This window comes from Funiculus sociatus GB2-C1 (assembly GCF_039962115.1).
GTDB lineage: Bacteria > Cyanobacteriota > Cyanobacteriia > Cyanobacteriales > FACHB-T130 > Funiculus > Funiculus sociatus.
The window spans coordinates 111,161-132,067 of record NZ_JAMPKJ010000010.1 but is presented as its reverse complement, the minus strand read 5'-3'; the positions used below and the strand labels follow the sequence as shown (position 1 = coordinate 132,067).

At 45.5% G+C, this 20,907-nt stretch carries 17 protein-coding genes and 1 tRNA gene; 5 read left to right on the top strand and 13 right to left on the bottom strand.

The annotated features are described in order from the left end of the window. Nucleotides 1–233: 233 nt before the first annotated feature. The 8 genes from NDI42_RS07695 to NDI42_RS07660 form a co-directional block, all read right to left on the bottom strand. A complete protein-coding gene (locus NDI42_RS07695) occupies nucleotides 234–857 on the bottom strand; it encodes a YdcF family protein (RefSeq protein WP_190452325.1) in 624 nt (207 codons plus the stop codon). A gap of 127 nt (nucleotides 858–984) precedes the next feature. Further along, nucleotides 985–1,058: transfer RNA gene (locus tag NDI42_RS07690), tRNA-Arg, on the bottom strand. 48 nt (nucleotides 1,059–1,106) lie between these two features. Next, complete coding sequence (locus NDI42_RS07685; RefSeq protein ID WP_190452324.1) at nucleotides 1,107–2,180, bottom strand: tocopherol cyclase family protein; 1,074 nt, start codon at nucleotides 2,178–2,180, stop codon at nucleotides 1,107–1,109. Nucleotides 2,181–2,293: 113 nt separating this feature from the next. Continuing rightward, a complete protein-coding gene (gene recJ / locus NDI42_RS07680; protein ID WP_190452322.1) occupies nucleotides 2,294–4,663 on the bottom strand; it encodes a single-stranded-DNA-specific exonuclease RecJ in 2,370 nt (789 codons plus the stop codon). A 254-nt stretch (nucleotides 4,664–4,917) separates the two neighbouring features. Then, nucleotides 4,918–7,509, bottom strand: a complete 2,592-nt coding sequence (locus NDI42_RS07675; protein ID WP_190452320.1) for a sigma 54-interacting transcriptional regulator — start codon at nucleotides 7,507–7,509, stop codon at nucleotides 4,918–4,920. 276 nt (nucleotides 7,510–7,785) lie between these two features. Next, nucleotides 7,786–8,457, bottom strand: coding sequence for a GNAT family N-acetyltransferase (locus tag NDI42_RS07670; protein ID WP_199311022.1), 672 nt, complete (start codon nucleotides 8,455–8,457; stop codon nucleotides 7,786–7,788). 22 nt (nucleotides 8,458–8,479) lie between these two features. After that, the gene (locus NDI42_RS07665; protein ID WP_190452318.1) at nucleotides 8,480–9,295 is read right to left on the bottom strand and encodes a PD-(D/E)XK nuclease family protein; all 816 of its coding nucleotides are present in this window, start codon (nucleotides 9,293–9,295) and stop codon (nucleotides 8,480–8,482) included. Between the two features lie 80 nt (nucleotides 9,296–9,375). Beyond that, entirely contained in the window at nucleotides 9,376–9,966 is a 591-nt protein-coding gene (locus tag NDI42_RS07660; RefSeq protein ID WP_190452340.1) for a PAP/fibrillin family protein, read from the bottom strand. A gap of 196 nt (nucleotides 9,967–10,162) precedes the next feature. Between NDI42_RS07660 and NDI42_RS07655 the strand changes: the two genes are divergently transcribed. From NDI42_RS07655 to NDI42_RS07645, 3 genes are all read left to right on the top strand, one after another. Further along, on the top strand, nucleotides 10,163–10,414 hold the full coding sequence (locus NDI42_RS07655; protein ID WP_190452316.1) for a DUF3134 domain-containing protein: 252 nt from the start codon (nucleotides 10,163–10,165) through the stop codon (nucleotides 10,412–10,414). 100 nt (nucleotides 10,415–10,514) lie between these two features. Further along, on the top strand, nucleotides 10,515–11,627 hold the full coding sequence (mraY, locus tag NDI42_RS07650) for a phospho-N-acetylmuramoyl-pentapeptide-transferase (RefSeq protein ID WP_190452314.1): 1,113 nt from the start codon (nucleotides 10,515–10,517) through the stop codon (nucleotides 11,625–11,627). 239 nt (nucleotides 11,628–11,866) lie between these two features. Beyond that, the gene (locus NDI42_RS07645; RefSeq protein ID WP_190452312.1) at nucleotides 11,867–12,553 is read left to right on the top strand and encodes a response regulator transcription factor; all 687 of its coding nucleotides are present in this window, start codon (nucleotides 11,867–11,869) and stop codon (nucleotides 12,551–12,553) included. 705 nt (nucleotides 12,554–13,258) lie between these two features. Here the strand turns inward: NDI42_RS07645 and NDI42_RS07640 are convergent. The 3 genes from NDI42_RS07640 to NDI42_RS07630 all read right to left on the bottom strand — a co-directional run bounded on the left by NDI42_RS07640 (nucleotide 13,259) and on the right by NDI42_RS07630 (nucleotide 16,477). Further along, the gene (locus NDI42_RS07640; protein WP_190452339.1) at nucleotides 13,259–13,960 is read right to left on the bottom strand and encodes a PHP domain-containing protein; all 702 of its coding nucleotides are present in this window, start codon (nucleotides 13,958–13,960) and stop codon (nucleotides 13,259–13,261) included. A gap of 213 nt (nucleotides 13,961–14,173) precedes the next feature. Next, entirely contained in the window at nucleotides 14,174–15,370 is a 1,197-nt protein-coding gene (locus NDI42_RS07635) for a HetZ-related protein (protein ID WP_190452311.1), read from the bottom strand. Between the two features lie 453 nt (nucleotides 15,371–15,823). Continuing rightward, nucleotides 15,824–16,477, bottom strand: coding sequence for an L-threonylcarbamoyladenylate synthase (locus NDI42_RS07630; RefSeq protein ID WP_190452309.1), 654 nt, complete (start codon nucleotides 16,475–16,477; stop codon nucleotides 15,824–15,826). Nucleotides 16,478–16,674: 197 nt separating this feature from the next. Between NDI42_RS07630 and larC the strand changes: the two genes are divergently transcribed. Further along, nucleotides 16,675–18,027 (top strand): nickel pincer cofactor biosynthesis protein LarC, encoded by a 1,353-nt coding sequence (larC, locus tag NDI42_RS07625; protein ID WP_190452307.1) that lies wholly within the window; start codon nucleotides 16,675–16,677, stop codon nucleotides 18,025–18,027. An 83-nt stretch (nucleotides 18,028–18,110) separates the two neighbouring features. On the opposite strand, the gene NDI42_RS07620 is transcribed toward larC, so the two are convergent. Together NDI42_RS07620 and NDI42_RS07615 are read right to left on the bottom strand one after the other, a co-directional pair. Beyond that, nucleotides 18,111–18,824 (bottom strand): DUF6658 family protein, encoded by a 714-nt coding sequence (locus tag NDI42_RS07620; RefSeq protein WP_190452306.1) that lies wholly within the window; start codon nucleotides 18,822–18,824, stop codon nucleotides 18,111–18,113. Nucleotides 18,825–18,917: 93 nt separating this feature from the next. Further along, complete coding sequence (locus NDI42_RS07615) at nucleotides 18,918–19,475, bottom strand: DUF6658 family protein (RefSeq protein ID WP_190452304.1); 558 nt, start codon at nucleotides 19,473–19,475, stop codon at nucleotides 18,918–18,920. A 449-nt stretch (nucleotides 19,476–19,924) separates the two neighbouring features. Here NDI42_RS07615 and NDI42_RS07610 point away from each other — a divergent pair, with 449 nt between their 5' ends. After that, nucleotides 19,925–20,890 carry a lysylphosphatidylglycerol synthase transmembrane domain-containing protein gene (locus NDI42_RS07610; RefSeq protein ID WP_190452301.1) on the top strand — a complete coding sequence of 322 codons (966 nt, stop codon included), beginning with the start codon at nucleotides 19,925–19,927 and terminating at the stop codon, nucleotides 20,888–20,890. Nucleotides 20,891–20,907: the final 17 nt, after the last annotated feature.

Genomic DNA, 20,907 nt, shown 5'->3' with positions numbered 1-20,907 from the left:
CAGTTCTTTGACAAGCTTCGGAAATGACTGTACCATAGAAACTAATAAAATTAATTAGCATTTATCCCCAAATTTATCATGATTTGGGGATAATTTTTATAGAGTTTTCTTAACATTCAACATTTGTGATATAGGGGGTATTTTAGCCATCATTATTAATGCCTCTCTAGTGGTGTAGAAAATTTTCACTACATATTTACAATTACTAATAATTTCAATGAGAATTGCTGGGATTAGGGAGGCGTTCTATACGACTTACTTAGGGTAGCCCCTGTATATCCGGTAGTCACCCAGAGAATAGCTCTGGCTCCATCGCGGATTGATTTTTCAATCGGCTCAGATGGGTTCCCTGTTTCCACTACTACAGGTTTAATCGCAATTCCCCGACTGCCTAAAACAATCTCTCCAATTACCCTGGCGCGGCGCATATGGTAGTCAGAGGTAATTAAATAGATGCTAGAGATCCCTTTAGCTTCCATTTCGTCAACCAGGGTGGTAAAGTTAGTGACCGTATCCAACGCCTTATAGTCCAAGCGCAGGCGACTAGGATCAACTCCAGCTTTGGCAAAAACTCGTTTGACGTAGGTTTTGTTGGTGCTACCTGAAGAAACCCAGATTGGTAAATCTGGGTTTTCATGCGCCAATTTAGCTGCAAACTTCTCACGCTCCAAATCTTTAGTGGAACCACCCAAAACTAATAATGCTTGGGGTTTAATGAAACTTTTTTCAACCTGCTTGTACCCAAACCAAAGCATTATAGGTAGGACTAGCAACAGCAACCGATAAGATTTAGCTTTAGACTGAGAAGTCTTGGAAAATAATTTTTGTTGTCCGCTGGGAGAAATTTTCAGAATCATCAATCGAAAAAGCCGAGTTTAAAGTTGGGGCAAGTGCGCCCAATATGAAATTTCTCTATCCCAACAAGTGCGTCAACGGTAGATGCACTTTACTGGGCGAGAAATATTATTAGAGATTAGCAGACAACGGGACTGGCCAGACTCGAACCGGCGACCTAGCGCTTAGGAGGCGCTCGCTCTATCCATCTGAGCTACAGCCCCAACTCTAAGCCGATCATAGCAGTTGAGCGAACCATCACTCACCTATCTTTAAGCAGACCGCCAGGTTTCTTCCCAAGAAGTACCTCCTGTTTCTAATCCACATAGAGAACTGTGTGCTTTCAGGATGGTTTTCGGTTTGCTGGCGCATAGCTCTCGCAGTTCCAGGCTAAGCTGACCGTTCATGGTATCGCGACAACAGAAAACTAAACCGTTTTCTGTGGGCGCACGCAGGGGAGTTCCGGGGCGATCGCTAGTTCCGGTGAGTTCAATTTCAAAATGCTCATTTCTCGCTTGCATCTGCCAACTGCCCCAAGGCTGTATATTCCAGTTTACCTTTGAGTTCCAGGGTACAAACTCGTAGAATTTTCCGCGATAATGCAAACCGATCATCGCTACAGATTCCATCCACCACAACACCCCGCGTCTACCGCCACCAGCAGTTAAGGCGATAGGTTCATTGTCAAAGCTATTACAATTCACCCAAAACCATTTTTGCGGAAAAGCGCGTCCCCAGTTTTTTTCGCTGTAAGCTGGCGCGTTGGTAAAATCGTAGCGATCGCCATTCCACTCAATCCAGCCTGTTGCTAAACCGTGAGCCATCAATATCTGCCATCCCGGTTCAAAAATCGGGAAAGAAGACAACCATCCGGCTGTTGATTGCTGTGGTTGATTTTGATTTCCCCAACCGTACACTGGCTGAATCTGATATTCCCACCGTGCGGATGCACCCGTACCGGGATCTTGCAAAAAGCCCTGATTTAAGGTTGCTGTAGCTTGATAACCTTCTTGGACATAATGCTGAAATTGATCAAAGGGGAGGTAGGCGGGTTTGGTGGACAAATTGGTTTTTCCCCAGTGTCCCAAGGCTAAAACGTCCCGTGATGCCCAGAACTTGTTGACATCTGGAAAGGTGCGCCAAAGGTAGCTATCCTCTGGGCCAAGAATTTGTGCTGCACCGCCACTTTGCGGTTTGCCGCCAATGGGATCGTCAATTGAATACATGAAAGCGAAGGTATGACCGCAATCTGGTAAAGTAACGCGATAATACCAACCTTCAAAAAATCGCTGGCTGCTGCCGTTCCAATGATATCCACTGTGGGGCGTTTGGAGAGAATTTTGCATCAATTGAATCTGTTGATGGTTTATGTTTGGTGATTATTGATTAGTAGTAATGAACAATTGAGGATTCACGGACAGGGGTCTGGGCTGTTCTACCAACTAATAATCCACTATTTTTAACTGATTGCATTTTGAGTAGCCATCGCTCGAATGGCGGACAAGGGAACTTGATAAAAGTATTTTTGCCGGAATTGTTCTTCTTGGACAGCTGCTATAAATTGCTCGATGGCATTCTTGGCAAGACTGGAGGAAGATTCTTCTGGATGGAAACTAATCTGAAAATTCCAGTCTAGTTGTTTGACAAAAAAACCAAGATGAGATAAAGCATCAAGTCCCAGTTGAAGAGTGCGATCGCTTATTCCTAGCTTCTGAGATATTTGGTCATCACTTGCCGTTTCTCCTGTACGGCTGAGGTATTTGGCAATTCCTACAAGTTGTAGCCAAATTTGGTCGGGCGGAATTGGTTCAGGGGGGTGATATGCGATCGCTAGTTTCCGATTTGTCTGTTGGGCGCGTCTGAACCACATTTGCAACTCATCCCAACTGCTGGGACACTCTCTAACTGGTAGGACTGAGGAGTGCAAACTCACAGGCGAGACATCTGTGCTACAAACTAAGGATTCCTCACGACAGTCTAAAATCCAGTCTAGTTGGCTAGTAGTGCCTAGCGAGTGTGTTTGGGCAAGACTACGCACGGCAATCATTCGCACTTCATAATGAGGTTTTATTCCTTTACTAGGATTTTCATAACTATTGAAATCGAGTTCAACAATTGCATCGCATCTACCTTTAGGTAAATCTTCTTTATAGTGTCCCCACCAAATACCCTCAAAACCAGTTTCGCAGGAATCATCGCAAATTTTAAACTTAGTTTTAATGTACTGAACTTTTCTACCTTTTAAGTCCTGAGTATTGGTATTCCACATACTCTCAAACCAGCAATTTTGAATCAGCAATTTTGGAACTGGGTTGCCCATACCGCAGGGTTCCAGCAATTTTAATTCGCGAAACAAATCTTTTCCTAATTCCCGCACCGTACAAACTAAATCTGCCTGTACAATTGGCGGTAAAGGAGTGCCGTCTGGGGTGCCAACAGTGGCACGTAACTGCTGATTAATTGCTTCTGTAAATAGAGGAATTTTCTGGACTGGGAGACTCAATCCAGCAGCGAAGGGATGACCGCCAAATCGATATAATAAGTGTGCTTGTGCGTTTACTAATTGGTAAAGATCAACTTGATTAACGGAACGCGCAGAACCGCGTGCGATCGCATTTTCGCTCAAATCGCCTTCTGTACTCAACAAAACAGTCGGACGACCAGTTTCTTGCGCTACTTGTCCCGCCACCAAGCCCAAAACGCCTACAGCCCACTGAGGGTCGCAAAGAACAATTACGCTAGTTGTTGATAAATCGAGTTGAGCTAACTTCTTGTTAACATCAAAAGCGACATCTTTTTGCAAAGCCTTGCGGCGACAATTAGCTAATTCTGTCTCTGTTGCTAACTGCTGAGTGCGTTTTTCATCACGGCTTGTCAGCAACTCCACACAGAAAGAAGCATCGCCTTGAATGCGACTCACAGCGTTAATTCTAGGGCCAAGACCGAAAGAAATGTCAGTTGGTCGATCGCCACTTTTTTGACATAATTCTAACAGACGCGCTACACCAGGACGGTTACGTTTTTTGAGTTGCTGTTGCAGGCGTTCAATTCCTCGCTGTGCTAGGTAGCGACAATCACCACTAAGTTGTACTAAATCGGCAATTAAACCAATTGCAACTAAATCCAACAAATCCTCTAAAGGCTGTTGAGGAACATCTGGCAAAGTTTCATAAAGTGCTTCTACCAACTTGTAAGCAACTGCAACACCAGAAAGATGAAACATCGGATGTTCTGGTGGTAAATAGCGGGGATTGATAATTGCTTTTACATCTGGACGTTCTGTAGGTAGCGTGTGATGATCGGTGACAATAATATCAATACCCAATTTTTGGGCATACTCAATTTCACTGATATTAGTGCTACCTGTGTCGCAAGTAACAATCAGCTTTGTTCCACTTTCGGCAAGTGCTTTAATTCCATTATTATTAAGTCCATGAGACTCGGTTAACCGATTGGGAATATAATAACTTAGTTGTAGATACTGAGCGAAGAACTGCCCTAATCCATCCCATAAAATAGAAGTAGATGTAATGCCATCAGCATCAAAATCTCCCCAAATAGCAACTTTTTCACCAGAGTTTCGGGCTTCCAGTAATCTTTCTGTCGCCCAGTGCATTTCCTGTCCAAATTCAAACGGACTTGCAGGTTGATACAGATTTGGGTTCAAATAACCTGCTAACTGGGCTGTATCTCTAATTCCCCGTTGCCATAACAATTGAGCAGCATAATGTCCTGGTAATCCAGATGCGTAATGTTTAACTTCTTCAATAAACGCTTCTGGTGGTTGAATATTTGGCTGTACTTGCCATTCGAGTTGCTGCTGTGACATTTTTCCTAAAATACCCTTATCGACCATTACCAATTTTACATTTTAGCGACTTAAACTATCAGTTGTTACTGAGATAAATGGCTAAATTGAATAGAGTTATTTGACAACCCTAATTAATTTTAGTGCCATGACTGCCTCAATTTCCACAGATAGCCCAACAAACCTCACAACAACTTTGCCTCAGTACAGAAGACTAGAGAAAAAGCGCGATCGCACTCATCCGTGTTAGGACGGCGAAGGGGTTTAGGTAAAATTTATTGCACGATAATCATCCAGAGGGAGACGAAAAGCGCGATCGCACTCAAATGTTGCGGTAAAAGCGATCCCATCTGCTGTCTGGCAATCTTCTGAGTTAATAGCATCGTCAACAGCAGCGAGAAAATCAGCGTCGTTCCCTGCAAAAACTCTATCACAGCCGGATGAGCCACCAACACGGGCAACCCTTCACCACTTAGCCCAAAAGTCGCCATAGTTAGCGGTAAAATCCGTCCAGCTTCACCTAAACCTAGCCGCAAATAGTGAGATAAATTTGCCCCCAAAACTAGCGGCAAATATCCATACGCTAACTCTACAAACGAGCGAGGTTTTAGAGAACCCTTAAAAAGCAAGATTCCACCGTAAGCTAAAAAAGGCACAGCAGCAGGAATAATCAAAGCGAAAATCGATAATCTGAAATGTTGCCAAAATTGCGTTAAATCTAAATTCAACCCTAAAATTGATTGCAATTCTGGCAATCGATGCAAATAAACTCCTCCTAATAGCAACAGTAACAACGCCACTTCATAAGCCTGCGGTACATGACTTGTCCATAACTCAATTCCCGGCGGACGCAAATTTAGTTCAACTGAACGGTGCGGACAAGCTTTGAGACATGTCATGCACAATACACAATCTTTGTTATCTTCCAATTGGGCGGGATGAGAGTAAACCGGACAGCCGCTAGTTTCCAAACCTTCCCCTTTTTGCGGGCCGCCTTTGTAACATTGATAGGTGGTGCATTCTGCTGAACAAGTGCCTTGCTGCGCCCTTAACTCTATCATTGAAAGCTTAGCAAATAGCCCGTTCATTCCGCCAATCGGGCACAGATACCGACACCAAAACCGTCGCTCAAAAATTGCTGAAAATATCATTGCTCCGGCGGTAATTAATAAGAGCAAACAAGCCGAAAGATAAGCTGTATTTTCTAAATTCCAAAGTTCTTCCCAGAGATAAATTAGGACAAATAGTCCAAACAGAAACCATCCACCCCACTTTTCGGCTGACTGCCGGGGCCAGCGTTTCAACTGACGGGGAAATAGCCACAGGGAAAGCTTCTGGGTGATTTCCCCGTAAATCATAAAAGGACAAAAGGCGCACCAAAGCCTTCCGACAAAGGGAAAACCTATTAATATCAAAGGCCACCACCACGCCCAAAATAAGTTGAGAGTCACATTTTCCGAACGGCTCTGGGGGCCAAAAAATAATAGTCCGACGACGATGGCAAAAAAGCCGAATGTGAAGCCGTAGTTAATTCTATCCGGCCACCAGGAACTTCTGAGAAATCGCCGCAAACCGGGATAGGCATTTAAAAGATTAACGCGAAATTGTTTTTTCTTGCTTTCAACTGACCAAAAAACTTCTTCGGTTAACTCTTTGGTGCCGGGAGACTGAACGATAGCTCGTTCTACGAGACTTTGCAATTCTTTGAGGTTGCCAGGGAAATCATACGCCTGTAAACGGCGCAAAGCTTCTGGAGTGACTGTGGGTTTGGGAATGCCTTTTGCCCGACAGAAGAGGCTAATGTAGTATTCTACCTGAGCTTCGATGTCAGCTTTTCGCACTCGTAGCGGCGGCACTTTTATTAAATGACCTACTTGACGTTCAATTGTAGGTAGGTGTTTTTCCGCAATCATAATGATGCGGGCTTGACAAATAAGTGCTTCGGGTCTAAGGCTGAGTGAGGAATTTTCTCCCCTGCTTTTGTGTTCCTGTCCCGCAGGCATCTTGCCTGCGCTACGGTGCTGGAAACTTTCAACGGGGTTGTAGGTGTTGGTTTCTAAGAGTTGCGCTAGTTTGGGCGTGAGTTCTGGGGGCAGTTCTTGGATATTGTTGAGTATTAAGGTGCCTGTCCCTAGTGATTCGATTAGCCCTGGTTTACCGCCGATGCGCCCAAATAGCTCTGCACCGCTGGCTTGTAGGGTACTACAGTCTACTTTAATTACAGGTTCGCGTCGGTTTGGGCAACTAAAGTGAATCAGGGCGGCGGTATTGTCTTTTTCTAACCCAGGTTCTCCAAAAATCAGGACTGGACGGCGATCGCAATCTGCCTGTTTAATTTGTTCTCGGAGCCTGGTAGCATAGCGGCTTTTTCCCACAATCCCGCGTTTGGCTCTAGCTACTAGGTAGGGACGCAAGGCTGTTTGACGTTCTTGTTCGTAGCTTAGCTGGGAAGATAGCTTCGCCAGTTCTTGCGCCATTTGTTGGGAGAACGCCTGGGAAATTTCCGGATATTTGGCGACTAATTCCTGAAATTGGGCGGCGGGAAGCAACCAGAGCTGGCATTCGCTCAAAGTCTTGACAGTGCGCTGCGCCTGCTGGTCTAATAGCAATTCCTGTAGGTGGATGGCGGCTCCAGGGAGGAAACTAATTCCCCAGGCTGAACCGATTTGCTCTTTGCGATCGCCTTCTAGCTGTCCTTGTCTTAAAATATAGAGTCCTTCGGGGGGCGTGTCCTCTACTACCAGGTTCGTCTGTGCTGGTACAATTTTCTCTTCTAGAACTTGCGCGATCGCATTTAATATCGGTGCAGACAGTACGCCCAGTGCGGTGCGTTCTTGTAGCCATGTCACCGTATCTTGTGATGTCATGGTTGCCTTTTAAAATAATTTTCGCTTTACATTCTAGCTGTATTCTATAAACATTATTAATTTAAACACCCGATTGCTGGGATAAAATTAACTGAGATGATAGAGCCTATTAATTTCTGGGTTCCCTTAGCCCTATTGGGTTTGATTATCTTAGCTGCGATTTTCTTTAGTCGCCTCAGCAGCTAGTGCGTTCACCCTTCAGGGTGGCGCTACACAAACAAAACCTGCCAAGGCGGACTTTGTACGCGAAAGCCGCGACTTTAGCCGTCCAGCTTTCTATTCATCTGGTAATCTACCGGGATCTTCCCCGGTCGGCGGCGGGGTTTCTGTCACCATTACCTTAGTTGCAGCTTCGCTGGTAATTCCCTGGGGTTGCGTTGAAGGACGACGACGCGATCGCTTATATGCCGCCCTCTCAGCTTTTTCGCGTTCGTAGGAAATCAGTCTCCCATAATATTCATGCTTGCTCAAGTTCATCGACAAGAAAATGTGCTGTCGAGTATTGCCAAAACCTTTGCGTCCAAAGAATTTTACAGCTGGAGTATTAGCAGGATCGGTGTCAACCAGCATGAACCGCACTCCATCTTCAATCATCCTTTCTATCAGCTTATCAACTAGCTTATCTCCTACACCCCGGCGCTGAAAATTCGGGCTAACTCCTAGCCAAATAATATATCCATAAGTCCAGGTTGCTTTACTAATAACCGTTCCCAAAATGAATCCTGCTAGTTGTTCATCAATTTCGGCAACTAGACAGTATTCTGGATCGGTGTTGTAAAGCCCAATCACCTCCCATTCGTCCCAAGTCCTGTATAAATAGGGGTACAAATCGCTAGTAAAAACAGATTCTCCCAAGTGGTAAACGGGAGCCAGATCGTCGATTTCTAGATTGCGGACATATACAGAGGAGTGATTAGAAAATGCCTCATCATTTTTCTCATCCATCATAAGTTTTGAAATTGTTTATCTTTTACAGAGAAACTTCCTGAATATTTGCGATATTTAGCAGCAAATCTCTATTAATGGGATTTTCTTCGTCAGTACGAAGGTGCGATGCGATCGGGACGCGATCGCATCGCACCGCAAAATTACAGTCACCGCAACGATTAGCAGATTCTAGAACTTGTGGAAAGTCAACCCCATCCTGGTAGCGTTGCAGCCATTCTGTTAGCTGCGTCAACAGGTGTTTTAAATCTTTTTCCGTTTGCTCGTGCTTTCTAGCGTTGTATTGTATCTTAATGCTTTTTGGCTCAGGTTGAGACTGAACAAACCAGTAAGTCATAGAAACTTGTTCAACTAAATAATCGCTTGTTTCTGTCAAAACATAGAGATAAAGACGTGTTTGCCAATCTGCTTCTAACCATTGCCGCTTTTTCGGTTGAAGATGGGTTTTCCAATCAAAAATCTGAGCATTTCCCACATCTTCAATTAACAAATCATAGATAACAGTCAGCAAATATCCCTGAAAATTTAGTGTCCGGCAATGTTCGCTTTGACGAAATGTTGAGTCTGTTTTCAAAAGTTCTGGTGCTGCATTCAACAACGCATTTACCCAGCGTTGTAGTTGCGCGTCTTCCTGCACCAGCGATTCTACTGGCAATCCAAGTTCTCGCTGCTGCATCAACAAGTGAAACCGACTACCCCAACTTAATCTTTCTTGTTGTTCTGGATGGGTGGGAGAACTTAGTTTGTCTAAGTAGATGTGTTGAAATCTTCTTGGACAAGTTTCTAATAAATTCAGTTGTCCTTGAGATAGTCGTAACAGGGTTTCTTGATTTAATTGCATTTTTTATTTGTTGTTTGTCGTCCCTTGTCATTTTGTAGTCTCGCCTCTGATTGACTATGAACACAGGCGAGACACCTCTACTACTTAATGACTTTTGTTAGTACAAAAACACTACCTTCATTGCCTCGACCTATCCGCAAATCGTTGTCGAGATAAGTGATATCCAGCCAACCTTTTTGATCGCGGCTTTCGATACCAAAGTCTAAGGCGAGAAAATTTTTCCCGCTTTCAATTTGCTGGATAAAATCAGAGGGTGAGTTGTAGCCGATTAAGCGCTGTAAACCGGAGATGGAACGCTCAAATTTTACTAATACGCGGCGTTCAGAAAGCGGTTCAAACCGTGCGGTAACGCTGACTATGCTTTCGAGGTAGGGTAAGCCGTAAACTTCAGCAATGTTGTAAATTTTGGCTGATTTTGCCCTAATACATTGATAGATTTGACCAAGTTTAAACAATGGAACCTGGTCAATGTTTAATAAACTGCGACTGGTGGTATAAAGCAGCCGCCAATTGCCGTCTAGTAAGTCAGCCGCCTCAACCGGACGGGGTGTGGGATTTATGTCTTCCAATTGGGCAACGGCGGCGAGAATGGCTGTTTTGTCGGTTTCTGTCGCCAGCAGTCCACGGTTTTGAAAAGCGATCGCTTCCAGCAGTGCTGCTTTCCTCATTATGACCTTACACTTGCGTTGCGTGACACTACCATCAGCTTAGCCCTTGTTTTTCCAACCAAACTGACACCCTCATCTTCATTTTTGATAAGTTTAGTAACGCTCACCTTGACACAAAAGGGATGACCTAGCAGCGATCGCTATTCTCCGAATGGTAAACTCAATATGTCTAGTTAGCGACCCTGGCTCTTATCCTCTTATGTCCGACCCTAAGTTTTACAATCCGTCTCTGCGCGAAGAACCGCGTCATCAACTGGCTGGTATCATTCCGCTACAACAAGAACCTTCAATTCTCGACTGGCTGGAATCAACAGGGCGGCTGTTGGCGCGTGAAGTCGTAGAAGACACATTTATGGATGAAGATGAAGAAATCGCCGACCTGATGACGGTCGATGATGGTGCTTACGATGACCTAGACGACGATGATGATGTCGTCGAGGTCGAGGATTAATAGTCAGCGCATAAGAATTCAGGCTTCAGGAGGCAAAAGAAACTTCTGGATTCTGAATTTAGGCTTCTGAATTTTGGTGTGAGAAGTGAACTAAAAATCTGTGGACGCTAAATTATTTTCCGATCGTTCGTTGAAGTTCTCAGGAACGAGCCTACTAGCGTTGCTGGCGGTTGGGCTAAGTGTGGGAACACTGATTTTCGATTGGCAAGCAGGTTATCTGGCAGCGCTGGGCATTTCTATGACTTTGCCCCTGTGCCTGTGTGCTGTAGTGACGGCGGGATTAGGGTACTGGGCAGTACCCCTCCTGCAAGCATTGAAAACTGGTCAATTTATTCGTGAAGATGGCCCCCAAACTCATCTGAAAAAAGCAGGCACCCCAACGATGGGGGGCTTGTTTTTTGTGCCTGTGGGTGTATTTGTAGCTTTGATTTGGTCTTGCTTAACTGTAGGGGTGCAAGAGCTTGCGCCTGTAATGGCAGTATCAATTGTAACTTTAGCATATGGAACAATTGGCTGGGTTGACGATTGGCAAGTAATCAGACTCCGCTCGAATAAAGGCATCTCGCCCCGGATGAAACTGGGTTTGCAGATTGGGGTAGGTGTGCTTTTTTGTACGTGGCTGGCTATAAGTCAACCTGCGGGGATTACAACTATCTCGTTGCCTTTCAATTTAGCTTTACCTCTGGGGCTGTTGTTCTGGCCTTTGGCGGTTTTTGTTGTGGTAGCGGAGAGTAATGCTACAAACCTCACGGATGGTTTGGATGGACTAGCGGCGGGAACGTGCGCGATCGCTCTAGTTGGACTTGGTGCTATAGTTGCCCCAACCTCGCCCAGTCTGATGATTTTCTGCGCCTGTATGAGTGGCAGTTGTCTAGGCTTTTTGGTTCACAACCGCAACAAAGCCAGCGTTTTCATGGGCGATACAGGTTCCCTGGCACTCGGAGGCGCACTCTCAGCAGTCGGGCTTCTGAGTAACAACCTCTGGGCGCTATTCATACTCAGCGGGATTTTCTTTGTGGAAGCAATTTCGGTAATTGCCCAAGTTAGCTACTACAAAGCCACCAAAGGCCCAGATGGCATCGGCAAGCGCTTGTTTAAAATGTCTCCGTTCCACAACCATCTAGAACTGAGTGGCTGGAGTGAAACGCAGATTGTAGGGGTGTTCTACCTGATTAACAGTGTCTTAGCTTTGTTAGGTCTGGTGCTGCATTAAGGGCTAAGGACTAGGGGCTAGACATAACAAAACTCGTTCTTTGGGGTGATGCCTGGAGAACGAGAATTTTTTTATAAAATAAATATAAAAATAAGTATTAGCATTAATGGTGTAATTTGTATAGTCTAGAAGTCCGATCAAATAGCTGTGAAAAAAGTTCGCTACATTGAAAAAATAGCGGCAAAAAAACACTAATGCCAGCAAAACTGTAAAGAAAACGTAGCGGCAAGGAAACAACAATGTCAGCACAATTATTACTGGTAGACGACGAACCTGGATTGCGCGAAGCAGTCAAAGAGTATCTGCAAGATAGTGGTTTTAAGGTTCAGGTTGCCAGTAACGCTACTGACGCATGGCAGATGTTGCAGAAGAACGTACCGGACTTAGTGATTTCGGACGTGATGATGCCCAAGGTGGATGGTTATCAATTCCTCAAGCAGTTGCGGGAAGATCCTCGGTTTAAGAGTCTTCCAGTCGTGTTTTTGACCGCCAGAGGTATGACAAGCGATCGCATACTAGGTTATCAAGCTGGATGCGATGCCTATCTCCCAAAACCTTTTGACCCGGAAGAATTAGAGGCAATAGTCAAAAATTTGCTGGAACGTCGCACAACAGGCGCAAACACAGCAGGCGGTGGCAGCGATATTGAAGATATCAAGCTTCAGATTGCCGCCATCAGGGGAATGTTAGAAGATACCAATCGCATTGTGCAAACACCCTCACCCATCCGCATCGACTTGACTCCCAGAGAACAGAGTGTTTTAGACTTAGTGGCGGAGGGATTGATGAATAAAGAAATTGCCCGTCGTCTGGAAACCAGCGTCCGCAACGTCGAGAAGTACGTCAGCCGCTTGTTTAGTAAAACTGGAACCAATAGCCGCACCGAGTTGGTACGGTATGCCCTGGAACACGGCTTAACTAGGTAATGAATTGTCCCTTTCTTCGTTATCCAGGCTTCTGCCCGGATAACGAGGAATTAACCCGCGCAGGCTGGCTTTATTCGTGTGCGGGAGCTTCTAGTCGTTAGGCATCTGGAAAACTGAGCGATCGCTATCCTTCTTATTAAGAAACCTTGCGTTAATTGAAGAAACTTGTGCTTTTCTCATTGATCCCTTAAGGTTACTGATATCTTGATTAAACAGATTCGTAATTTAAAAGAGAAAAAAATGAAAGTTTCACAATCTTCTAACCACTTGGGTCAATCAGTTTCTCTGGCTATCCTTTTGGTGATGATGAGCGTTAGCGTCACCGTTCTGATGCTGATGCAAAGTAGCAATTTTTAATAATAATTTTTCATTATTCCTGACTCGGGCTATGTGTGCCGCTCCTTAGTGAGCGGCATTTATTTTATAAACTATAAAAAATATCTTACTTTGAGAAGAGGCAATAATTTATGGATTAGCTTAAAGCTTATTTAATCAATTAGGCGTAATGCGATCGCAATTTAAACAATACTTTTCGGTTAACACTTGATCCCCCGCCTTAAAAAAGGCGATTGGCTATCTCCTTGGATTAAATATCACTAACCGAGAGAATTGCTTAAAAAACCCGTTTTCCCTATCGAAAACGGGTTTCTTGATATTTAGTTTTAATTGATAATACTCCTCCCCAGTCCCCAGCCCCCAGCTCCCCTACAAACGTTGAAGCAAGCTCAAGCCGTGGGTATCAGTGCCGCAAGTGTTTAGCAAACGATAGGTAGTAGCCAATTGTATTGCCTCCGTGGTTTCCTTGGGGCTGGGTTTCCAGGGGCTAGGGTTATTGTAAGCATAGTAGGTTTCCATGCCATCAATACCTATTTCAGCAGCCGCTCTTACGAGTTCAGTGGCCCGAAGGCGATAGCGGGATGGGTGCGCCAAAACCGCCAAGCCACCAGCTTGATGAACCGCAGTAATTACATTAGCAGCTTCAGCATCACTTCCTCTGGGTGCCTTGCCTTGTAAATACAGCTGCATTGCGGGATGTTCTGGGTCAAAGGCATAGCAGAGGATGTGGACTTCTATTTCCAGCAGCTTAGAGGTAATTTCCGCACCAGTCCACAGGTGCGGAGCGTCCACTTTAGAGCCATCAAATACCTTATCTAGCCAACATTGAGCCGCCTTGTAACCACGAACAGAGTGATGATCGGTAATAGCAAGACCTTTGAGATCGAGGACGACTGCCTGCTCTATCAACTCTTCTGGCTTCAGCCTACCATCAGAGCAGATGGTGTGCATATGGAAGTTATAGGTACTGGGACAGCTATCAGCCTGAATTGTCTCAAAGACCTCCCGGAGCGCTGTTGTATTTTGCGCTGGGGGATGGGGTGAAGCAGAATGAACAAGATTAATCGCCATAACCTCAAATGAGTCGTGCGCTTTCATTGATAATTGTTAACAATACCCTAGCAAAACTAAACTAGGATGGCTTGAAAAAAGTTAGGAGATATGAATTATAAGTTAGGAATTTAGAAAATTTTTCTGCTATAAACTTGGGGCTGGGCTGAGTGTTGAGTGCTGAATTTTGAATAGAGAGAATTTATTCTAAACTCAGCACTCATAACTCATGAGTCATAAGTCTCCTTGGTTGCGGACTTTCCAAGCCATTTCTAGGACTTGAGTCCAGCGCTTTTGCAGCTGCTTAGGGGTGCATTTGAGCGATCGCGCAATCTCTTGATTGTCCATTTGAGCCTGTTTTAGCTGCAACACCTGCTGCTGTTCCGGGGAAAGCTGATTATAAAACTCTTCCCACTGAGTAGAGGACATTCCCAACTTTTGGTCAAGGTCGGCACCCAACCATTGATGCACCAGTTGCCAGTTGTGCTGACGAGCGAATTTCTCAACGTGGTACTTGAAGCGCTGTTGCAGGTAGTCACGCTGGCGCGAGGTTAGACCCAGAAACTCGTCAATTTCAGGAGCGGAAAGGTCTTGCAGTTTTAAGGTAAGGTAATTTACGCAGTCCTGTTGACCTTGAGATTCTAGGTATTCTATCAGTTCAATGATGACGCGATCGCGCAAAACAGCTTCCGCTGGGTCAACTGTATCAGCAACTAATTGCGATCGCACTTGTTGCATCGCCGCTGACCGACTTTGCGTTTGAGCATCCTCACCCTTGGGAAACTCGACCGCCTGTTCAATATCCATTGTCGTCTCAGAGGGCAAGCGACGAGCAAAGCTCTGCGCCCGCAACACAACCAGCTGTTGGCTGGTGCGATTCGGCAAATTAATCCGCCGCTTGGCATACTGTTCGCTGAACGCCATATACTCCGCCAATTCCAACTGAGTGCGCGGCGTATAGTCTGCTCCAAGCTGATTTTCCCGCCGGAAAGCTTTGATAGACTCTACATAAAACTCTTGCAAGAAGTCCTCAATCAGGTTGTAGCGAGCTTGAAAACCTAACTGAGATTGAGGCGCTACCACATAGCGATAAACCATAGCACTGAGATTGCTGTGCAGTTCCACGCGACCGCGCTTAGAACCTAGTCGGTAGTACGACAGACACTTTTGCAACCGATGACGCGCTAAGTTTAGCTGCCAGGAACTGATTTCGCCTGAAGTTTGAATGCGGGAACTCTTGTGGCAAATCCGTTCCACCTCCAGCGCAATCCTGCTGGCAACTGCCTGAACGTGCCTAGACATCACTTTGATTTCAGACCGCAGTTCCTCTACTAAAAGCTCTGTCAAAGTTTGGGAATCGAATCCTAATAATTGCTCAGCCGAATTAAACGTATTGTCAGAAGTTTGGCTGAGAGAATTTATAGTAGTCATGGTGAAAGCCCCTGGCGGTGGTAGTAATTAAAGTCAACTAGAGGCGCTGTTAAACGGTGCAATTTTGAGTAATATCAGGCAGTGCCTGCGATTGACCGTTTCAGCTCTCTATATTTAGACTGTAGAGGCTTGCCGTTAGACACCGGGCAGCTTGTGTGTTACTACTTTTATCTAACTAAGGAGACTCTTGATGCTCTCCAGGGATGAAAAGCCGCTCAAAAGAACCTCAAACCCTTGCTGTGCATAAACTTTAAGCCCCGCAGAACATCGGTGCATGACCGTTACTGTGGGGCATATATAGTCAGTGTTTAGTAGACAATTCACAAACTGGGTTGGTGGTAGTTTTTAGTCCGAAGTTCCCGTTTTTTCGGCTGTAGTTTATGGTTTATGGTCCACAGTGGGATTTTAGATGGCGATTTTGGATAAATTAGCGATCGCCTTTATCTAGTCAAATTAACTGACCGATGTCGCCCAAGCCGTAGCAGCCTCCCATCCCAGACCCTTCCTGACGATTACAGGTTCCTGTTCGGTCAAATCTAAAATTGTGGAAACCTCGAAGCTTACTTGAGAATCATCATCCACAATTACGTCTACCAAATTGTCCAATTGGTCGAACAGTTCCGCCTTCTCCAAACCCACTATCGGGGTATCCCCATTCTCGTCTGATAAATGTGCTGATGTGGAAATAATCGGATTGCCCAATGCCTGCAACAGCGACTGGCACACTATATGATCGGGAACCCGAATGCCTGTAGTTTTGCGTTTAGGGTTCATTACCAGTCGGGGTACTAACTTGGTGGCAGGTAGCACAAATGTGTAGGGGCCTGGGATTAAATTCCTCATAATGCGGTAGGCGGCATCGGTGACTATGGCATATTGGGCAATGTTAGACAGAGACGGACACAGGAACGTCAGGGGCTTATCATTCGATAGCTGCTTAATCCGCCTCACCCGCTCCACAGCTGACTTAACGTTAATGTCACAGCCAATCGCGTAGACAGTATCTGTGGGATAAAGGATTACAGCACCATCTCGCATTGCCTTTACTATTTGTTCTATTCGACGTGTTTGGGGTGTATCAGGATGGATGGTGTAGATGGTCGCCATGAAAAATTAGCTCTCTCGCACTTAGCTTATATTTAGTTACCAGTTATTATTTTCGTCCCTAGTCAGAGGCTAGGAACGAGATGATGGGAGACGGGAGCCTCCGGATTGTTGAAAATGGTGCAAGTTTTCAGTTTATTTAAACCTCAAAACCCCTTTAACAGATAATTTGGTTAAAGCCCCTGACTCTTCATTACTCTATGAACAAGCTAGCTTATCTAGAATGTCCGACGGGAATTGCTGGTGATATGTGTTTGGGGGCGCTTGTAGATGCGGGGGTTCCCTTGGATTACCTGATAGAAAAGCTTGATGGTTTGGGGATGTCCCACGAGTACCAGTTACGAGCCGAAAAAGTCCATCGTAACGCTCAGCAAGCCACCAAAGTTCATGTAGATTTAAGTGTTCTGGATAATGGCAATGGGAGTCAGCACCAAGAACATCACCATCACCATCACGAGGATGATGCTCATCACCATCACCACCACGAGGATGCTCATCCCCCGACGCGGCGCTTGCCAGAAATTGTGCAGTTAATTAACGCCGCCGGGTTGCCTTTACGGGTGCAAGCATCGAGCCTGGCAGTGTTTCGACGACTGGCAGAGGCGGAAGGGGCGGTTCACGGTATTGCTCCGGAAGAGGTATTATTTCACGAGGTTGGGGCTACTGATGCCATTGTAGATATTGTGGGTACTTGCTTGGGTTTGGATTGGTTAGGGATTGACGAACTGTATTGTTCGGCACTTCCCACTGGTGGCGGTACGGTCAGGGCATCTCATGGTGTGATGCCAGTGCCAGTACCAGCGGTGCTGAAGTTGTGGGAATCCCGCCAGGTGCCAGTTTACAGTAATGGGATTGACCGGGAAATGGTGACACCGACTGGGGCCGCGATCGCAGTTACTCTTGCCACGAGTTTTGGTTCTCCGCCGCCAATGACTATTCTGCGTGTTGGTAATGGTGCTGGTTCCCGCCAGTTAGCGATTCCCAATATCCTACGTCTCTGGATTGGGGAATTCACAGGCGAGATGCCTGCGCTACAAACTGGGGATCTCTCTACCCCAATCTCTATTCCCCAGTCGCCTCAATTAGAAATGATTTCGGTGCTGGAAACGCAAATTGATGATTTGAATCCCCAAGCTATCGGCTATGTGTTTGAGGCACTTTTTGAGGCTGGTGCGGTGGATGTTTTCACTCAATCAATTGGTATGAAAAAGTCCCGCCCTGGTGTCTTGCTGACGGTTATCTGCCATCCAGAGCATTTAGCTGCTTGCGAAGCAGTTTTATTCCGCGAAACGACTACACTGGGCATCCGGCGGCTGATGCAGCAACGTTCCATCTTGCAACGGGAAATTCAGCAGCTTGAAACAGATATTGGCTTAATCCGCGTCAAGGTTGCTTGGAGTGGTAGTGATGGAGAAAGAGCGATCGCTAACGTGCAGCCAGAATATGAAGATTGCGCGGCTTTGGCACGGGCTAACAACCTACCCTGGCGTCAAGTGCATCAACTGGCGCTGGATGCTTGGTATAGTCAGCACCGAGCCGCTAGGGGCTTGTGACAGTAGCCTAAAAAAACAAATAGGGTGGACAAGGCCCACCCTATTTAATAACTTATTGAGTTTTGGTTTAACTCAAGAGGCTGCTAATCAATCGCGCGTTTGGCACCGCTAACAGCTTCATTTGTTTTGTTCTGAACATAACTAGAAGCTTTATCAGCTGCTTCCTTGGCACTGTCAAGTACGTTTTTGCCTGCGTCTTTGCTATTGTCCTTAACGTTGTCAGCTGCCCGCATTGCTTTTTGATTCACTTCTGAGGCATTTTGCTTAACGTCATCAGCTGCGCGCGCTGCTGACTTATTCGCGCCAGAGAGTGCATCCTGAGCATTGTCCTTGATATTCTCAATACCCCGCTGTGTTCCCTTAGAGAAATCACGAGCTGATTTTTGAGCTTTGTCGCCAGCATTTTCGGCATTTTCGTTCACATTCTTACCGAAATCTTTGGCGTTTTCACCCTTCTTATCAAGTATCCGCTTGGTGTTTGTTCCTACATCTTCAGTTTGGTCAATGACGTTGCGCTCAGTTTTGTCTATCAGAGCTTTAGCCTTGGTTTGTGCGTCTGAGAAGTCGGCTCTGGGATCTACATCGCTATAGTCGTTCATCCCGCCTTTGTATTCAGACGTTACGGCACCTGAAGGAACTTCATGTCTTATTTGATCTGCGGTTTTGCCTCGAGCTGGGGTTGTTGCTTGCGCTCCACCGTTACAAGCGGTGCTAACAAACATGATGATTACCGACAAGAAGACGGTAATGATTTTGCCCAGATTGATGCTTTTAATTCGTGCAATTATTCTGTCCATAGAAAAGCTCCTTTTTTTGTAGAGTTAATAGTTGTTAGCTACAGAATTTTAGATTTTGAAATGATTGCCTTTTCAAAATCTAAAATTCTGAGATTACTTGTGCAAAGCGGGGTTGCTTTGGGCTTCTGGTCTTGCACCAGCCTCATCCGCCTTTTCTTTGACAAATTCGGTAGCTTCTTTGAACGTTTCCCCAACTTTCTCCAGACGATTTCCCACTCGTTCACCTAAGTCTGGATTACGCTGATTTAGTCCACCGGGTTCAGGCTGCACGAAATCTTTGGCGGTTTTTATTGGTAGTTCGTTCTCTTTGGCTATTCTACCCGCTGGTGTCTCTGCGCCTGGGTAAAGTATTTCAGAATCTTTATTGGTGGCAATTAGTTGATTGAATGTATTAATCTCAGCGCGATTTGGCTTGGCTGTTTGATTTTTTACAGATGGATCAGTAGACATTTTGTAGTTTGTGTACCCATCTCCACCATTTGCGTGCGGGTTGTTGTTACCTCCCATTTGCACGGGAGGATTACTTGGACGCGCACCTAAGTTGTCACCGTTATTGCAAGCTGTGCTTACCATGAGCAACACACCTGCGAAAAAGATGGTCACTATTTGACCAAAGCGTAGTTTTTTAAAGAAAGTAGTTAAGTGTTTCACACACCGCCCCCAACAATTTTTACCAACTGTTGTAATTAATACAAATAGCAGCGTGGTCGCTCATCTAGCGAAGGTCACATTCTGGCAGCGACTGCAAGCCAATCGTATCTAACTCTAGAGAGATTCACAAGAATTAGCCAAAAGTGCGTATCTAGTTGTCAGCAGCGCCCCTAAGAAAGCTAAATCGCTGTCTTAGTATACAACTTGGCTGATTTATCGCTCTATTGGAAGTATAGTTGCCAACACCTATTTGTGAGGGTCTGGAGAAATTAGACCATTAGCTAGAGCGCAAATAAGGTCTATAGTTCGCCAATGCTGGCAAAGTGTAAGGATGACTTTGCGATCGCTACCTGTTTCCAAAATCACATTCTCGCTACCAATCCCTACCCGTTATGCTCTTACCCTAGGATTAGGTATTTGCTGCAACTGACTACTCAATTTAGAAGCCCATGAAAAAAATTTGGTCAACTCTAAAGCCATACTTGCGCTGGGTAATTCTCGGCGCGACGTTGTTTTTTTTAGCGAAAGCTCTGAAAGACAACTGGCGAGAGGTTGCAGCAATTCAGATTACTGGTAATGGATGGACTTGTTTAGTGATCGCGTTTTTAATTACCTTACTTGCTCACACTTGGTCTGGATGGGTATGGAGTTGGATTCTACAATCCTTCCACCAACCTGTTCAACCCCGATGGGTAATCCAGGTTTATCTCAAAACCAACCTTGCTAAATATTTACCAGGAAATGTCTGGCACTACTACGGGCGCATCGTGGCGGTGACGTCGCATGGTGGCTCTTTAGGTGCAGCAACTCTCAGCGTGGTACTAGAACCTCTGCTGATGGTTGCGGCGGCTTTACTAATTGCCTTGATAGGTAGTCAATCCCAAAATTGGGGCTTGCAAGTTCTCAGTTTGGCTGTCGTTTTGCTTGGCGTTCATCCCCGGATTTTGAACCCACTGATGCAGTTGGCGAGCAAGTTGAAGGGAAAAAGAAAAATAGAGCAACCCACAAGTCCACAAGCAGAGGAAATAGGATTCCCAGCCCCTAATCAAGAGTCCCTAATTCAACAAAAAGAAACTTCTTTTCGGCTAGAACGCTATCCCCTGTTACCATTGTTGGGAGAAATTGGCTTTTTGCTATTGCGCGGTACTGGCTTTTTGTTTGCGATGCAGGCGCTTGTGGCTATCAATTCCAGTCAAATACCAATGCTGTTAAGTGCTTTTAGTCTGGCGTGGCTTTTGGGCTTAGTTGTACCGGGCGCTCCTGGGGGGATTGGGGTATTTGAAGCAACTGCTTTGGCACTCTTGAGGCAACAGTTTTCTCCCGCTATTCTTATTAGTGTCGTTGCCTTGTTCCGCATGGTAAGTATTTTGGCGGAAGTAGCAGCTGCGGGACTAGCATCGTTGGTGAAAAATTAAAAATGAATAATCCCCAT

Coding starts and splice junctions, on each gene's coding strand:
- NDI42_RS07695 (WP_190452325.1), bottom strand. CDS start 857: ATGATTCTGAAAATTTCTCCCAGCGGACAACAAAAATTATTTTCCAAG.
- NDI42_RS07685 (WP_190452324.1), bottom strand. CDS start 2,180: ATGCAAAATTCTCTCCAAACGCCCCACAGTGGATATCATTGGAACGGC.
- recJ (WP_190452322.1), bottom strand. CDS start 4,663: ATGTCACAGCAGCAACTCGAATGGCAAGTACAGCCAAATATTCAACCA.
- NDI42_RS07675 (WP_190452320.1), bottom strand. CDS start 7,509: ATGACATCACAAGATACGGTGACATGGCTACAAGAACGCACCGCACTG.
- NDI42_RS07670 (WP_199311022.1), bottom strand. CDS start 8,457: ATGATGGATGAGAAAAATGATGAGGCATTTTCTAATCACTCCTCTGTA.
- NDI42_RS07665 (WP_190452318.1), bottom strand. CDS start 9,295: ATGCAATTAAATCAAGAAACCCTGTTACGACTATCTCAAGGACAACTG.
- NDI42_RS07655 (WP_190452316.1), top strand. CDS start 10,163: ATGTCCGACCCTAAGTTTTACAATCCGTCTCTGCGCGAAGAACCGCGT.
- NDI42_RS07645 (WP_190452312.1), top strand. CDS start 11,867: ATGTCAGCACAATTATTACTGGTAGACGACGAACCTGGATTGCGCGAA.
- NDI42_RS07640 (WP_190452339.1), bottom strand. CDS start 13,960: ATGGCGATTAATCTTGTTCATTCTGCTTCACCCCATCCCCCAGCGCAA.
- NDI42_RS07635 (WP_190452311.1), bottom strand. CDS start 15,370: ATGACTACTATAAATTCTCTCAGCCAAACTTCTGACAATACGTTTAAT.
- NDI42_RS07630 (WP_190452309.1), bottom strand. CDS start 16,477: ATGGCGACCATCTACACCATCCATCCTGATACACCCCAAACACGTCGA.
- larC (WP_190452307.1), top strand. CDS start 16,675: ATGAACAAGCTAGCTTATCTAGAATGTCCGACGGGAATTGCTGGTGAT.
- NDI42_RS07620 (WP_190452306.1), bottom strand. CDS start 18,824: ATGGACAGAATAATTGCACGAATTAAAAGCATCAATCTGGGCAAAATC.
- NDI42_RS07610 (WP_190452301.1), top strand. CDS start 19,925: ATGAAAAAAATTTGGTCAACTCTAAAGCCATACTTGCGCTGGGTAATT.